The organism is Streptomyces mashuensis (assembly GCF_014654785.1).
GTDB classification, from domain to species: Bacteria; Actinomycetota; Actinomycetes; order Streptomycetales; family Streptomycetaceae; genus Streptomyces; species Streptomyces mashuensis.
Genome location: NZ_BNBD01000004.1, coordinates 43247 through 57594, shown reverse-complemented (window position 1 = coordinate 57594; position 14348 = coordinate 43247). Strand labels below are relative to the sequence as shown.

Sequence of the window (14348 nt, the reverse complement as noted above, 5' to 3'; positions counted from 1 at the left end):
CGTTCCGTCGCGCGGAGGGGGCAGCCGGTGTCGACCCGGGAGGCGAGTTCGGCTCGGAGCGCCGACAGCTCGTGGGTGCGGGCGCGGGTGTGTTCAGCCGAGCGTGCGCAGCTACGGCTCCGTGAAGGCGCGGGCGCCGGCCTGCCATGTGAGGTCGAGGTCGGAGCCGCCGGGGAAGCGGTCGTCGAGTTCGAGGACGACCATTCCGTGCGCGTACGACCAGAGGGCCTGGGCGAGGTGGGGGTCCTCGGTGGCGAGGAAGAAGGGGCTGCCGGCCCACTCCTCCAGCCTCTCCGGCAGGGCCGCGCGCGGCAGGGGCCCGGTGGTGGCCAGGCGGTACAGCGCCGGGTGGGCGAGTGCGTGCCGCCGGTACGCAGCCAGCAGCACCGGTACGCGGTCCGTCGGGGACGCCCCGGCCAAGGCGGTGTGCAGGGCGGTGCCCATGTCGGCGAGGGCGTCCTCCACGAGCGCCGCTTCGACGGCTTCCTTGTTGCGGAAGTGCTTGTAGAGGGAGGGGGCGCGGATGCCGAGGCGTTCGGCGAGGGCGCGCATGGTGAGTTCGTCGCGGCCCCGCTCCTCCAGCAGGTCGCGGGCGGCTGCGACGATCTGGACGGCGCGGGGCGTGCGCGAGGTGCGGAGGGGCTGCTGATCGGGGTTCACTGCTGCTCGGCTCGCTCCTTGAGGGCGGTGTTCATGGCCGCGAAGGCGTCGTGGACGTCGAGCTTCCGGCGTACGAAGGGTACGGCCACGAGGGCGCCGGTGAAGGTCTCGGCATGGGTGAGCCGCACGTTGCCGGGCCCGGTCTCCTCGATGAGGAAGGAGTGCTCCCCGTCGAGGAGGCCGGGCACCCCGAGCCGCCCGAGCCAGCGCAGCTCCCGCCCGGGGACGGCGGCGCGGACGGTGGGGCGGAAGCGCATGGTGGAACCGTTGTTGACGAGGGTCATCTTCAGTGCGGCGCCTTCTTCGGCCTTCCCCTCGGCACTGACGAGGAAGGGGTTCCACTGCGGGTAGGCGTCGAAGTCGGTGAGCACCTGCCACACGCGGGCGGCGGGGGCGGCGATGTCGATGTGGGTGCGGACGGCGTGCATGGGGGGCTCCGAGGGGAGAGAGATGGCTAACGCTGTTAGCCGCGTGATCACACCGTACGGCTAACGGCGTTAGCCTGGCAAGTGGTGCTGGGGGCGGGCGCCGGCCTGGTCGCGCATCGAAAGGGCATGCAGCGGCGGACGGGGCGTAGTACACCTGGGAGGACGCGAAGGTGGGGACGTTCTCGTGGGGAGTCAGTCATGGCCGTTCGCCGTGTCGTGCCCAACATCCGCTCGGAGGCGGCGCAGGAGAGCCGGGAGTTCTACGGCCTGCTGGGCTTCGAGGAGGTCATGAACCACGGCTGGATCATGACGCTCGCCTCCCCGGCCAGCCCGGCAGCGCAGATCAGCGTCATGGCCGACGACAAGACCGCGCCGGTCGCTCCTGACATGAGCGTCGAGGTGGACAACGTGGATGCGGCCTACGCGGTCATGCGGGCGAGCGGTGCGGAAATCGTGCACCCGTTGCAGGACGAGGAATGGGGCGTACGACGATTCTTCGTCCGCGACCCGAACGGACGGGTGGTCAACGTACTGGGCCATCGTTGACGGCCGTCGATCGGAGGCCATCTGGCAGGGCAGCCGCTCGAACGGAAACACGATGCAGCAGCATCGGCTGGTATGCGAGCCTTCTTCTGCCAGACGCCGAACGGAAGACTCTGATGACCCGCGACGACGCCCTCAAGCAGCTCAGCCACATCGCGCGTGAGAGGGCATTCGGTAGGCACGTCGGCTCCGACCGGCTCATCCAGGCAGGGCTGGACGCGCTGATTGCCGGGGTGGAGAGCCCCTCTCTGGCCATGCTGGCCGGTCTCCTCCGGAGCGAAGAGCCCGAAGCTCCAGCACTCTTCGACCAGGTAATGGATGAGCTGGGGCTGCTCTTCCACCCGCCCGCTGACCCTCGGGCCGCAAAGTGGGCGATGGCCTACTGGGTCGCCGGTCAGATCGCCGACGGATCCCTGGACCCGACCACCGGCACCCACCTCATCTGGGCAGACATCGCCGAGGGCCTCGGCTATCCCGCAGAGCTGGAACCACTTGTCCACTGCGCACACAACCTGGACGGCTGGGAAGAGAGCTGGGGAGTCTCCTTCGAAGACCTCGACAGGGAAGCAGTCGAGGCCGCGAAGCAGTTCCTGAGCGAGCAGCCGACAGCACAAGCGGCGGGCTGACCATCCGGTTCTTGCTCGCTGCGGATCAGCGGCCCTCTACGATCCGGTGCCTGCTGGTTCCCGAGCTGCTGGAACGGATCACCGCGGCGCGCGGAACTGGACGAACTCGCCGTAGCCGAACGTGTCCTTGAGCGGGTGAGTCGATCGCGGCTGGCTGCGAAAACTGCCCGACGGCCGGTTTACCACCCGCCTGTAACCAGTCCGCCGCCCGCTGCGCGGCCGTGGGGCGTGGCCCGAGGCGTAAGGGCGAGCCCCCGCGGGGTGTGAAGTGTGATTGCGCCGCTGCGCGGCTTGCCCCCGCCCACCCGCCCGTTTGCCCGGCGGCGTGTCGGCACCGTGCGAGGTCTAGCGCGACTGCGCCGCTGCGCGGCTTGGGGCGGGGAGGGCCGGGCTGCGCCCCGGGGGGCCGCCCGCTGCGCGGCCGTGGGGCGTGGCCCGCGACGTGTGGGTGCCGGCGCCGGGGCGGAGGCGAAGTGCTACCCCGCCCACCCGCCCGTTTGCGGCGGCGAGTTCGTGCCGTTCAGTGTTTGGGGTTCTTCGCGACGAACGAGCCCAACCCCGGCTCCGTGTAGGTCAACCCCTCCTCGCGCAGGGCGCGGAGGACCTTGTAGGCCGTCATCGTTGCGATCTGGAACTCCTCCGCCAGCTGGAGAACGGACGGCACACGGGTCCGCGGAGGGTACGTCCCATCTTTGATGCGCTGTCGCATGACCTCGGCCACTTGCCGCCAGCGCGGGATGTCAGGAACGAATTCGATCACAAGCAGAACGCTACGTGCACCATGCGGTACTGCGCGAGGGAAGAATTACGTCAATTATGTGCGTCATAAGGGTTCTAGGGTCTGGCGTTGCTAGCGTCTTGCGCACACAAGGCCCCGGCGGTCGCGGCAACGACCCCGGGGCGTGGCCAACGCCAGGCAAGGAACGCTGACATGAAGAAGGTTATCGCCTACTGGTTCCGTCGGAGGCGGGTAAGGGGGTGGAGCTACGCCACTGCTGCCGCCGCGAAGTCCGTTCCGCCGCGGCCCGCGTACGCCGTCACCATCGGCGCGCACGGCATCGACTTCGTGCCGCAGACGGAGTTCACGCGGTGAGCGCGCGTGACGAACTGCGGTCGAAGGTGGCGGAGGTGAACGCGCGCAGCCGTCAGGGGCGGGCGGCTCCCGAGCTCGTGCGCGTACCGCCCGGTGTCTCGGGGCCGCGACGGTGTGACGGTTGCTGGGAGATCAAGCAACGCCGGTACCGTGCCGTCGCGGTGGGCGATCGGGCCGAGGCGGTCCGGGCGACCCAGGACATGGGGCTCCACCTGCGCTACACCCACCTCGACTGACCGCTGAGCCGCGAAGCGGCGGCCTTCGCTGCGCAGCCAACCCCGGTACGGCTCAGCCGTGCGTTGCGGGTCGCCCCCCACGGCCGCGCAGCGGGCGGCCTCCTGGGCGCAGCCCGGCCCTGCCCGCCCCAAGCCGCGCAGCGGCGCAGTCGCGCTACGCCTTCACCCCGGCGGGGCGTGTCCTCGCGCCCGCGGGCACGCGCTCATAGCCGCGCAACGGCGGTCCTCGCTGCGCAGCCAACCCCGGCACGGTTCAGCCGTACGCCGCGGGTCACCCCCACGGCCGCGCCGCCCCCGGCGCGCACCCCGCCCCACCCCAGCCGGCCCGCCCTACGGTCGCAGCGCGATGCCGGCCTCGCGGAGCAGGGCGGCGAGGTCGTCCGGGATCGGCATGGGGGTGGTGAGGCCGGCGCGGGTGCGGCCGGTGTTGCCGTCCGGGTACTTGCCGGCTGCCGAGCCGGGGGCGGCCACGGCCAGGCGTACCAGTTGGCCGAGGGCCTCGCGCAGGTCGCGGTCGCGTACGGCGAGTCGGAGCATCACCCCGTGGTTGCGGGTGTGGGCCCACGGCCAGGGCTGGGACAGGATGTGCGCCCGCTCGGCGGCCCGCCATCGCTGTTCCATCGGCCCCGGTGTGCGGGCTGCGGCCATCTCGGCGTTGAACGCCTCGAGCAGGCGGGGCGGCATGGGAGTACGGCGGGACATGGAAGACCTCCGACGGTTCAGGATGTCGTGAATTCAAGCACTCGTGTATCGTCTTGTCCATGCTGAACCTCGCGACCGACCTCGACGCTCTGACCCGCTTCGGCCGGGCGCTGGCCGACCCGATCCGCTGCCGCCTGCTGCTCGCGCTGCGTGAGGCCCCGGCCTACCCCTCCGACCTGGCCGACGCGTTGGGGATCTCCCGCACCCGGCTGTCGAACCACCTGGCGTGCCTGCGCGACTGCGGCCTGGTCGTCACCGTCCCCGACGGCCGCCGCACCCGGTACGAGCTGGCCGACCCCCGCCTCGGTCACGCGCTCGACGACCTGCGCAACGCCGTGGTGACCGTCGCCACCGACCGCACGTGCGTGGACGCCGACGAAAAGGGGTGCTGCTGAGGAACGGGGCACCCCCCGTCAGGCCGTCCGCCTGACTGTTCTGCGACGAGACCGCCCGCTCGCTGTACACCTAACTACGAGTCCCTCACCCTGCCCGCCGACCCGGACCAGCGGCTGAGCGTCTACACCGCCGAGGCGGGCTCCCGCTCCGAAGAGGCGCTAGCGGCGCTTCGGCTCCTGACCGAGACCTCGCAGACCTCGCACGGGCTGCATGCCGGGCACTGACGGATCAGCCGAACTCCTCCCTCAGCAGCCCCTCCACATCTGCCGCCTCTCCCGCGCCCCGCCGCCCCAGCACCTCGCGCGCCTCCCGCAGGCAGCCTGCCGCGATGCGGGATTCGCCCAGGCTCAGCAGGCCCCTCCCCCTCGCGAACAGCGCCAGGCCGCGGCAGTACGCGTCGCCCAGGCCGGCCTCCAGGGACAGGGCGTGGTCCGCCGCTTCCACTCCCTCGCGGTGGCGGCGCTGGTCCAGGCGGCAGTGGGCCAAGTACGCGGACGTCAGGGCCTCTTCGCGGGGGGACGAGGCCGCGTTCACGGCATCCCGCAGGCGGTCCGCCGCCGTCGTCGAGCGGCCCGCCCGGAGCCACGTGCGGCCCGCCTGGCGCAACACGTACGCCTGCGGGTCGTCCGCGGTCCTCGCCACCGCCTCGTCCGCCGTCTTCAGCGCCCGGTCCATGCGGCCCGCCACCGCCTGCGCCAGGCCCAGGTCGGCGAGCGCCCTCGGGCACCCCGCCGCGGCCGCCGGTTCCAGCAGCGGTACGGCCTCTTCGCCCCGCCCCATCGCCAGCAGCACGCCGCCGAGGTCACGACCTGCCGCCAGCCGGCCGTCCGCGTCGCCCGCGGCCTCCGCCCACCGCACCGCCGCCCGCAGCAGCCGTTCGCAGCGGTCCAGCGTGTCCGCCCCGCAGCGCGGCACCGCCAGGACCCGGAGCGCGCCGGCCACGCCCGCGCCGTCTCCCGCCTCCGCCGCCCGCGCGAGCGCCTCCTCCGCCGGGCGGCGCAGCACGTCGTGCGCCGCCGTTCCCGCCAGCCGCTCCGACCACACGCCCAGCAGCGCCACCGCCGCCGGCACCAGGCCACCGCCCCACACCCCCGGAAACGGGCCGGCGGCGCCCGGCGACGACGACCAGTGGGCCACCACCCGGCGCAGCGCCGCCTCCCGCGCCTCCTCCCCGTCCGTGCGCTCGCTCAGGCGGCGCGCGTGCTCCCGTACGAGCGCGTGGCACCGGTACGTGCCCCGGCCCGCCCGCTCCCACAACCCCGCCGCCACCAGCTCCCCGGCCACGGCGTCGCCGTGCTTCGCGCCGCCGGGCAGGTCCGCCGCCGCCGCGACCGTCGCGCCGTCGTACGCCGGTACGTCGGCGACCGTCGTCAGCCGCAGCGCCCGCGCGCACTCCGCCCCGAGCGCCTCGTACCCCACCCGGAACGCCGCCTCCACCGGTTCCCCGGCCCCGGCCTCCTCCCGCAACCGGTCGGCGAGATCGGCGAGCGTCGAGAACTCCCGCCCGGCCAGCCGCGCCCCCGCGATCCGCAGCGCCAGCGGCAGCCGTCCGCACGCCGTCACCACCGACTGCGCGGCGCGCGCGGCGGCTCCCGTGCCCACGGCGCCCGAGACGGCCGAGAGCAGGGCCAGCGCCTCCTTCTCCTCCGGGACGTCCACGGTCAGGCGTCGTGCGTCCGGCAGTTCCACCTCCCCCGTCGCGGCGGTGACGATCACGGCGCACCCCGGCAGCATCTGCTCCACCTGCGCCGCGTCCCGCGCGTCGTCCAGCACCAGGAGCAGCGGCCGCCCGGTGGCCAGTGAGCGCAGGAGCGCGGCCTGCCGCTCCGTCCCCTCGGGCAGGGCCCCGTCCCGTACACCGAGTTCCCTCAGCAGGCAGGTGAGCGCGGTGGACGGGTCGAGCGGACGGTCCGAGCCGCCGCGCAGGCCGAAGAAGTGCCGGCCGCCGGGGAAGGCGTCCCGCAGCGCGTGGGCGGCCTGGAGGGCGATCGCCGTCCGGCCCACGCCGTTCGCCCCTTCCAGGACCACCAGCCCGCCCGCGCGTACGGCTGCCACGGCGGCCTCCACGAGGTCGCGCCGTCCGCTGAAGTCGGCCGGGCGGGGCGGCAGCCCTTCAGCAGCGCCCCGTGTCGTGTCCCGCGTCGTGCCCCCGCCCGCCGGGCGGGCCGGACCGGCCGCCGGGACGCCCAGTGACGGGTCGTCCGTGAGCACCCGTTCGTGGAGCGAGACCAGTTCCGCGCCCGGTTGCGTTCCGCACTGCTCGGCCAGCACCCGCTGTGCGTCGGCGAAGACGGCCAGTGCCTCCGCCTGCCGCCCGGCCCGGTGCAGGGCGAGCATGAGCAGCGCGCGGGAGCGTTCGCGCGCCGGGTGTTCGGTGACGAGCGCCCGCAGGTCGGCGATGGCTCCGGCGTGCTGCCCCAGCGCGAGGGCGCACTCGAGGAGGTCCTCGCGAGCGGTGGCGCGTGCCTCGTCCAGCCGCCGGCGCTCGCGCTCGGCGTACGGGCCGGGGAGCCCGGTGAGCGCCGTGTCGCCCTCCCACAGGTCCAGCGCGGCGGTCAGCAGCGCGTGCGCCCCCGCGACGTCGCCGTCCGCCTTCGCCGTCGCCGCGGCCGCCAGTCGCTCCGCGAAGACGGCGGCGTCGACGCACTCGGCCGGCACCCGGACGGCGCACTCCGTGTCCGTCGCCACCACCGGCAGGTCGAGGGTGGTGCGGAGCCGCGCGACGTACGAGCACAGGGTGTCCGCCGCGTGCACGGGCGGCGCCGGACCCCACAGGGCCTCCACGAGCTCGGCCGTGCCGATGGGCCGCCCGCCGCGCAGCAGCAGGACGGCCAGGGCGGCCCGCTGCTGCGGCGGCCCGAGGACGAGCGGCTGGCCCCGCCGTTCGGCCCGTACCGGACCGAGCAGGTGGAACCGCAGGTGCTGGGTCTCCTCGTCACCGGGCACGGGCGGCGCTCCTCGGCTCCTCGACGGTCCGAAATGCCCCTATTTGTACCCGCGCTGCACTGGGCGGAAACGGACATGAAAGAACCGGCCCGGTCCACTCGAAGTGGACCGGGCCGGTTCAGTGGCGGTAGCGGAGGGATTTGAACCCTCGGTGACTTGCGCCACACTCGCTTTCGAGGCGAGCTCCTTCGGCCGCTCGGACACGCTACCGAGAGAGAGCTTAGCGGACGCGGGGCCGTGCTCCGCAATCGGTTCCCCGGACGAAGGGTGTGATCGTGCGCACTTCCGTCCTGCGGGCCCTTCGATGCTCCCGGCCGGAGGCTTCCGCCCACGCATCCGCCGGCGCCCTCGTCACCGCTCCCGGAAGAACCGTGTCAGCAGCTCCGCGCAGTCCTCGGCCAGCACGCCCTCGATCACCTCGGGCCGGTGGTTCAGCCGCCGGTCGCGGATCACGTCCCAGAGCGAGCCGGCCGCGCCGCCCTTCTCGTCGACGGCGCCGTACACGACGCGGTCCACGCGGGAGAGGACGATGGCGCCCGCGCACATCGTGCACGGCTCCAGCGTCACGACGAGCGTGCAACCGGTCAGCCGCCACTCGCCGACGGTCCGCGCGGCCTCGCGGATGGCCAGGACCTCCGCGTGGCCGGTGGGGTCGCCCGTCGCCTCGCGTTCGTTGCGGCCGCGGCCGATGACCGAGCCGTCCGGGGCCAGCACGACGGCGCCCACCGGCACGTCGCCGGTGCCGGTGGCCCGTACCGCCTCCGCCAGGGCCTCCCGCATGGGGGCCCGCCAGGGGTCCCGTACGGGATCGGGGCCCTGGACGGGGCCGGCTGCTGCTCCGGGTGTCACGGGGGCCATGGGTGTCACGCCCGCGGCCCCGGGGACGGCTTCCTTCTTCATGGCACCAGTGTGGGTGACGGCTCCGGGCCCGCTTCCGGCGCCCGGGCCGGGGGTCAGCGGACGGCCTCCAGACGGTCGGTGCAGCCGAGGGAGTCGGCGATGTCGCTGAGCGCGTCGCCCTCCATCGCCAGCAGCTCCTTGCTGCTCACGCCCAAGTCCTCCAGCAGCTCGGAGTCGCCCAGCGGGCCGTGCGGCGGCGGCTCGGTGCCGTTCGCCGCCACCCCGGCGTCGTCGTCCTCGTCCGGCTCCGGTTCGCCCTCCTCCGTGCCGTCCAGGTCGAGGGCGTCCAGCTCGTCCGCCTGGTCGTCCTCCCGTCCGGTCAGCTCGTCGACGAGCATCGCCCCGTACGAGCTGCGGGAGGCGCGGGCCGCGTCCGAGACGAAGATGCGGGGATCGTCCTCGCCGTCCACCCGGACGACACCGAACCAGGTGTCCTCCTGCTCGATGAGGGCCAGGACCGTGTCGTCGTCGGCGGCGGCCTCGCGGGCCAGGTCGACGAGGTCGGTCAGGGTTTCCACGTTGTCGAGTTCTGTGTCGCTCGCTTCCCACCCGTCTTCGGTGCGCGCGAGCAATGCGGCGAAGTACACCGTGACTCTCCCACTGGTCATAGGCGGTGCCGGGTCGGACGGGGGCCATCCCGCCCACTGGGAATCGTGGCAGAAACCCGGCCGTCGCGAGAGGTCTTCCGCGCTGCGTCGTGCAGCAGTCCGAAGAGATGTCGCTCACGTGGGGCTCCGGGCCCGCCACGGCTCACCACCGGAAAGTCCGCATCCGCATCTGCTGACGCATCCGCGCCGCCCGGGCGCGCCGCGGCTGGACCCGGTCCCGCAGCTCGCGCGCCTCGTTCAGTTCCCGGAGGAACTGCGCGCGGCGCCGCCTGCGGTCCTCGGTGCTTTCCGTGGTCTCCGTGTTCTGCGTGTTTTCCGGGCTCGCCGCACCGGACGCCGCGGACGCCGCGGATATCGCCCCGCCGTGGGACGGGGACGGGGACGGGGACGGGGACGGCCGGGCCCGTCGTGGTTCCTCACGGGCCGCGCGCGTCCTCCGGGGCCCCACCGGCGTCTGTTCGGCGGGCTTGGGGGGTTCCTGTTCGGGGCCGGCCATGGGCAGCACCACCTCGTGCCGGGGTTCTCGAGGTTCTTCTTTCCGGCTTCCCCTCCGACTTTCCCTCCGACCGGTGGCCTGATGCCAGACCTGCGACGCGTACGGCGGACGCCCGGCGGGGCCGGGGCCCGTAAAGCTCGGTTAATGTCGATGCATGCGGATCCACGTCGTCGACCACCCCCTGGTGGCGCACAAGCTCACCACCCTGCGCGACAAGCGCACCGATTCCCCCACCTTCCGGCGCCTCGCCGACGAGCTGGTCACCCTGCTCGCCTACGAGGCCACGCGCGACGTGCGTACCGAGCAGGTCAGCATCGAGTCCCCGGTCACCGCGACCACCGGCGTCCGGCTGTCGCACCCGCGGCCGCTGGTCGTGCCGATCCTCCGGGCGGGCCTCGGCATGCTCGACGGCATGGTCCGGCTGCTGCCGACCGCCGAGGTCGGCTTCCTGGGCATGATCCGCAACGAGGAGACGCTCAAGGCGGAGACGTACGCCACCCGGATGCCCGACGACCTCTCGGGCCGCCAGGTCTACGTCCTCGACCCGATGCTCGCGACCGGCGGCACGCTCGTCGCGGCGATCCGCGAGCTGATCGACCGCGGCGCCGACGACGTCACGGCGCTGTGCCTGCTGGCCGCGCCCGAGGGCGTCGAGGTCATGGAGCGGGAGCTCGCGGGCGCCCCGGTCACCGTCGTCACGGCCTCCGTCGACGAGCGCCTGAACGAGCACGGCTACATCGTCCCGGGCCTCGGCGACGCCGGCGACCGGATGTACGGCACGGCGGGCTGAGCCCCCGCGACCGAAGCGCCTCCGCGCCTACGGCCCTCCGGCACCCCTGGCCGGAGGGCCGGCCGCGTCATACGGCCGTATCGGCGCGGTCGAGCTTCTGTTCGAGCTCCTCGATCCGGCGGTGCAATGCCTGGATGGCGACCAGCGCAACCCCGAACGCGTCGACCACGGCGATCGCCTTGTCCGTCCGCCCGAGGCCGAACGCCGCCTTGAAGTCCTGGGCCATGGGGCCCAGGTGGCGCACGTGCGGGGGCTCCCACGCGTAGCGCCAGGCCGAGACCGGCAGCGCGGCGACCTTCTCCAGTACGCAGTGACCGTTGACGGGTGCATCGGCCACCTCCATGGGGGGAACGGAGGGGGCGACCAGGGCCGTCGCGCTCCGTGCCCGCGCGAGCAGGAGCTTCACCGGTCCCACTCCACCGGCGTGACGTCGGCCTTCACCGCGCGGTCGCTGAAGATCGCATAGTGGACGAAGGGGAGGCAGCAGAAGAGGAAGAGACCGATCAGGGCGAAGATCGGGGCGATGGCCTCGTGCTGGTCCGGGAGCGCCGCGGCGGCGGTGCGGGCGGCGGGCAGAGCTGCGAAAACGACGAAATCGGTCATGCCGCCCCTAACGATCACGGTGTCAACACGACACGTGCGATCACCCCGCGCGGGCGATCGCGGCTGATCGCGGGGGACCGCGGAGGATCAGCGCAGCACCGTGCTGAGGGGCGCGAGCGGTGCCAGCATCGGGGTCCGGCTGAGTACCTGGTAGAGCACCACCGGGTCGGGGAGGTCGGCGCCGCCGCAGTGCTGGAAGGGCACGCTCATCGGCACCTCGGTCACGCCGCTTCCCAGGCCGGGGGTCTGCACGGCCTGTCCGACCGCATCCGTCGTGTGGTGGACCGTGGCGCAGGCGTTGTCCAGTGCCGGACTGGCGATGGCGCCGACTCCTCCGGCGAACGCGGGCGCGGCTGTGGCGAGCCCGAGTCCCATTCCGGTCGTCACGGTGGTGAGGGTGACGGCCGCGGCTCGTCTGCTGTACGGGATCATGCCTGGCCAACGACCGACGTGCATTCATGGCGGGGACAACCACCCGCTCGGCCGAGCCGAGGCCCGTCAGCGGCCCGGCCGGCCCCTCGGCAGACCGCCGGTCAGCACCCCGTCGCCGACGCCGACGGTGCCGTCTGTGACGCCGGCGGTGACGGTTTCGGTGGTTCCGTCAGGGCGGCGAGGGCCTTGTCGGCGTCCTCCTTGGGGGTGAGCGACTTGTAGGCCGCGCCGAGGACCAGGTCGACCTCCTGCGGCGATTCCCGGTCGTCGTTCTTGACCTCCGTGCCGCCCAGCTGCGTGCCCAGCACCTTCAGCGCGCCGTCCACCGCCTCGCGGGAGCCCAGCAGCACCGCCGTCGCGGTGACCTTCTTGTCGTAGTCCTCCTGGGCGTTGCCCACCTTGCCGATGCGGAAGCCGCGGCGTTCCAGCTCGTCCGCCGTGATCTTGGCGAGGCCGCCGCGTGGCGTCGCGTTGTAGACGTTGACGGTGATGTCGCCCGGCTTGGGCGGCGGTGGGCCGTCCCGCCGGACGCCCGGCCGGCCGTGGGCGGCGGGCTTGCAGTCCGTGCCGCTGTGCGCGGCCACCGTGCGGGTCTGCTCCGGTCCGCCGGTGAAGACCTCCACGAGCTGGTACGTGCCCCACCCGGCCAGGCCCAGTGCCGCGGCCGAGGCGACCGCGGCGAGCGCGACCCTGCGGCGGTTCCTGGCGCGGCGCGTGTGCGGGAAACGGCGGCCCGTGACGCGGTACCGGCCCCCCATGCCGGGAGGGGTGAGCATGCTCATGGGCGCAGCGTAGTGCGGGCCGGACCCGCTGCCTACTAGATGATCAATGGGTTGCCCGGACGCCTACCCGATCGGGCCAACCGCGGGACGTCAGTCCGTGCTCCGGCGACAGGTCAGTCCAGTTCGAGCACGCGCGCGTGCAGCACCTGGCGCTGCTGGAGGGCGGCGCGCACCGCCCGGTGCAGGCCGTCCTCCAGGTAGAGGTCGCCCTGCCACTTCACGACGTGCGCGAACAGGTCGCCGTAGAACGTCGAGTCCTCGGCGAGCAGCGTCTCCAGGTCGAGCTGCTGCTTGGTGGTGACGAGCTGGTCAAGGCGTACCGGGCGAGGGGCCACATCCGCCCACTGGCGGGTGCTTTCCCGGCCGTGGTCGGGGTACGGCCGCCCGTTTCCGATGCGCTTGAAGATCACACGGAAAGCCTACCGGGCCGGTGGCTCCGAGCGCAGCCACGGCGCGGGAGTGCGAAGGTGACAATCAGCCGCATACCGGGAGTGATGCATGGGACCGCAGCACGACAGTTCCCCTCCGCCGGGCCCGGATCCCGCGCTGTCCGGCCTGCCCGGCCCGGCCGGGAAGATCGCGGAGAGTTACGCCTTCGGGGGCCCCGTCCTCGACCTGGGCGCGCTCCTCTGGGACGGCGCGTGCCTGCCGGTGGCGCCGGTGCGCGTGCCGCTGGCCATGCTCAACCGGCACGGTCTCGTCGCGGGCGCCACCGGCACCGGCAAGACCAAGACGCTCCAGCTGATCGCCGAGCAGCTGTCCGCGCAGGGCGTCCCCGTCTTCCTCGCCGACGTCAAGGGCGACGTCTCGGGTATCTCGGTGCCGGGCACGGACAGCGACCAGGTGCGGCGGCGGGCCGCCGAAGTCGGCCAGGACTGGTCCCCGGCCGGCTGCCCCGCCGAGTTCTACGCCCTCGGCGGGCTCGGCACCGGCATCCCGCTGCGCGCGACCGTCACCGACTTCGGGCCGCTGCTGCTCGCGAAGGTGCTGGGCCTCAACGCCACGCAGGAGCAGTCGCTCGGGCTGGTCTTCCACTACGCGGACGCGAAGGGCCTGGAGCTGACCGACCTGAAGGACCTGCGGGCCGTCACCGCCTTCCTCACCTCCGACGCCGGCCGGGAGGAACTGCGCACGGTCGGCGGTCTGTCCGCGCAGACCGCCGGCGTCATCCTGCGCGCGCTCACCGTCTTCGAGCAGGAGGGCGCGGGCCCGTTCTTCGGCGAGCCCGCCTTCGACAGCGGCGAGCTGCTGCGCACCGCGCCCGACGGCCGCGGCCTGGTCTCCGTCCTGGAGCTGCCCGCCGTGCAGGACCGGCCGAAACTGTTCTCCACCTTCCTGATGTGGCTGCTCGCCGACCTCTTCCACAGCCTCCCGGAGGTCGGGGACGTCTCGAAGCCGAAGCTGGTGTTCTTCTTCGACGAGGCGCACCTGCTGTTCCGCGACGCGTCCAAGGCGTTCCTGGAGTCGGTGGCGCAGACGGTGCGGCTGATCCGTTCCAAGGGCGTGGGCGTCTTCTTCGTCACCCAGACGCCGAAGGACGTGCCGGCCGACGTGCTCGGCCAGCTCGGCAACCGGGTGCAGCACGCGCTGCGCGCCTTCACGCCGGACGACGCGAAGGCGCTCAAGGCCACGGTGAAGACGTTCCCCGTCTCCGCGTACGACCTGGAGGAGGCGCTCACGAGCCTGGGCACGGGCGAGGCGGCGATCACGGTGCTGAGCGAGCGCGGCGCACCCACGCCGGTGGCGCTGACGCGGCTGCGCGCGCCGCGCTCGCTGATGGGGCCGGCCGACCCGCAGGCACTGGACCGCGCGGTCCGGGAATCGCCGCTGTACGAGCGTTACGCACAGGCTGTGGACAGGGAATCGGCGTACGAGAAGCTGACCGGGGGTGGGGGCGGGGCGAAGGAAGAGGCACCGGCGCCGGCACCGGCCTCGCCCCCGCCCAAGGGCAAGGAGGAGCCGTCGCTGCTCGAACAGGTGGTCTCCAGCGGCGTCTTCACGTCGCTCGCCCGCTCCGTGGGCACCCAGCTGGGCCGGGAGATCACCCGCTCGATCTTCGGCACGGCACGCCGCCGCCGCTGAGCGCCCGCCCCTGCCTCCCCGGCCC

Annotated in this window: 20 protein-coding genes and 1 tRNA gene; 7 read left to right on the top strand and 14 right to left on the bottom strand. The window is 73.3% G+C overall.

The window, feature by feature from the left end; translation table 11 throughout:
* Positions 1-111 precede the first annotated feature (111 nt).
* Both IE305_RS11960 and IE305_RS11955 read right to left on the bottom strand, forming a co-directional pair.
* On the bottom strand, positions 112-660 hold the full coding sequence (locus IE305_RS11960; RefSeq protein WP_229890855.1) for a TetR/AcrR family transcriptional regulator: 549 nt from the start codon (positions 658-660) through the stop codon (positions 112-114).
* On the bottom strand, positions 657-1088 hold the full coding sequence (locus IE305_RS11955; protein ID WP_190129527.1) for an SRPBCC domain-containing protein: 432 nt from the start codon (positions 1086-1088) through the stop codon (positions 657-659). The genes IE305_RS11960 and IE305_RS11955 overlap by 4 nt, the downstream gene beginning before the upstream one ends.
* Before the next feature lie 198 nt (positions 1089-1286).
* Here IE305_RS11955 and IE305_RS11950 point away from each other — a divergent pair, with 198 nt between their 5' ends.
* Positions 1287-1634 carry a VOC family protein gene (locus IE305_RS11950; RefSeq protein WP_190129526.1) on the top strand — a complete coding sequence of 116 codons (348 nt, stop codon included), beginning with the start codon at positions 1287-1289 and terminating at the stop codon, positions 1632-1634.
* A gap of 113 nt (positions 1635-1747) precedes the next feature.
* Positions 1748-2257, top strand: a complete 510-nt coding sequence (locus IE305_RS11945) for a hypothetical protein (protein WP_190129525.1) — start codon at positions 1748-1750, stop codon at positions 2255-2257.
* Positions 2258-2777: 520 nt separating this feature from the next.
* On the opposite strand, the gene IE305_RS11940 is transcribed toward IE305_RS11945, so the two are convergent.
* Entirely contained in the window at positions 2778-2978 is a 201-nt protein-coding gene (locus IE305_RS11940) for a GntR family transcriptional regulator (protein ID WP_308440247.1), read from the bottom strand.
* A 210-nt stretch (positions 2979-3188) separates the two neighbouring features.
* Between IE305_RS11940 and IE305_RS11935 the strand changes: the two genes are divergently transcribed.
* Positions 3189-3350 carry a hypothetical protein gene (locus IE305_RS11935; protein WP_190129523.1) on the top strand — a complete coding sequence of 54 codons (162 nt, stop codon included), beginning with the start codon at positions 3189-3191 and terminating at the stop codon, positions 3348-3350.
* Entirely contained in the window at positions 3347-3586 is a 240-nt protein-coding gene (locus IE305_RS11930; protein ID WP_190129522.1) for a hypothetical protein, read from the top strand. Before IE305_RS11935 ends, IE305_RS11930 begins: the two co-directional genes overlap by 4 nt.
* 330 nt (positions 3587-3916) lie before the next feature.
* Here IE305_RS11930 and IE305_RS11925 read toward each other — a convergent pair whose 3' ends face one another.
* The gene (locus tag IE305_RS11925) at positions 3917-4288 is read right to left on the bottom strand and encodes a DUF3703 domain-containing protein (protein WP_229890854.1); all 372 of its coding nucleotides are present in this window, start codon (positions 4286-4288) and stop codon (positions 3917-3919) included.
* Positions 4289-4347: 59 nt separating this feature from the next.
* Between IE305_RS11925 and IE305_RS11920 the strand changes: the two genes are divergently transcribed.
* Complete coding sequence (locus tag IE305_RS11920; protein ID WP_190129521.1) at positions 4348-4683, top strand: ArsR/SmtB family transcription factor; 336 nt, start codon at positions 4348-4350, stop codon at positions 4681-4683.
* Positions 4684-4912: 229 nt separating this feature from the next.
* Here the strand turns inward: IE305_RS11920 and IE305_RS33465 are convergent, their stop codons facing one another.
* The 5 genes from IE305_RS33465 to IE305_RS32940 form a co-directional block, all read right to left on the bottom strand.
* Positions 4913-7630 (bottom strand): AfsR/SARP family transcriptional regulator, encoded by a 2718-nt coding sequence (locus IE305_RS33465; protein WP_190129520.1) that lies wholly within the window; start codon positions 7628-7630, stop codon positions 4913-4915.
* 122 nt (positions 7631-7752) lie between these two features.
* Positions 7753-7840: transfer RNA gene (locus IE305_RS11910), tRNA-Ser, on the bottom strand.
* Positions 7841-7981: 141 nt separating this feature from the next.
* The gene (gene tadA, locus IE305_RS11905; protein ID WP_190129858.1) at positions 7982-8488 is read right to left on the bottom strand and encodes a tRNA adenosine(34) deaminase TadA; all 507 of its coding nucleotides are present in this window, start codon (positions 8486-8488) and stop codon (positions 7982-7984) included.
* Positions 8489-8583: 95 nt separating this feature from the next.
* Positions 8584-9117, bottom strand: coding sequence for a tRNA adenosine deaminase-associated protein (locus tag IE305_RS11900; RefSeq protein WP_190129519.1), 534 nt, complete (start codon positions 9115-9117; stop codon positions 8584-8586).
* Positions 9118-9280: 163 nt separating this feature from the next.
* Complete coding sequence (locus IE305_RS32940) at positions 9281-9586, bottom strand: hypothetical protein (protein ID WP_229890934.1); 306 nt, start codon at positions 9584-9586, stop codon at positions 9281-9283.
* A 202-nt stretch (positions 9587-9788) separates the two neighbouring features.
* Here IE305_RS32940 and upp point away from each other — a divergent pair, with 202 nt between their 5' ends.
* Complete coding sequence (gene upp / locus IE305_RS11895) at positions 9789-10424, top strand: uracil phosphoribosyltransferase (protein WP_190129518.1); 636 nt, start codon at positions 9789-9791, stop codon at positions 10422-10424.
* A 67-nt stretch (positions 10425-10491) separates the two neighbouring features.
* Here upp and IE305_RS11890 read toward each other — a convergent pair whose 3' ends face one another.
* The 5 genes from IE305_RS11890 to IE305_RS11870 form a co-directional block, all read right to left on the bottom strand.
* Complete coding sequence (locus IE305_RS11890; RefSeq protein ID WP_190129517.1) at positions 10492-10830, bottom strand: tail fiber domain-containing protein; 339 nt, start codon at positions 10828-10830, stop codon at positions 10492-10494.
* Entirely contained in the window at positions 10827-11027 is a 201-nt protein-coding gene (locus IE305_RS11885; protein WP_190129516.1) for a hypothetical protein, read from the bottom strand. Before IE305_RS11885 ends, IE305_RS11890 begins: the two co-directional genes overlap by 4 nt.
* 87 nt (positions 11028-11114) lie before the next feature.
* Entirely contained in the window at positions 11115-11414 is a 300-nt protein-coding gene (locus IE305_RS11880; protein ID WP_190129515.1) for a chaplin family protein, read from the bottom strand.
* Between the two features lie 146 nt (positions 11415-11560).
* Entirely contained in the window at positions 11561-12241 is a 681-nt protein-coding gene (locus IE305_RS11875) for a LytR C-terminal domain-containing protein (protein WP_190129514.1), read from the bottom strand.
* Positions 12242-12354: 113 nt separating this feature from the next.
* Entirely contained in the window at positions 12355-12651 is a 297-nt protein-coding gene (locus IE305_RS11870; RefSeq protein WP_004943146.1) for a type II toxin-antitoxin system VapB family antitoxin, read from the bottom strand.
* 88 nt (positions 12652-12739) lie between these two features.
* Here IE305_RS11870 and IE305_RS11865 point away from each other — a divergent pair, with 88 nt between their 5' ends.
* The gene (locus IE305_RS11865) at positions 12740-14323 is read left to right on the top strand and encodes a helicase HerA-like domain-containing protein (RefSeq protein ID WP_190129513.1); all 1584 of its coding nucleotides are present in this window, start codon (positions 12740-12742) and stop codon (positions 14321-14323) included.
* Positions 14324-14348 lie beyond the last annotated feature (25 nt).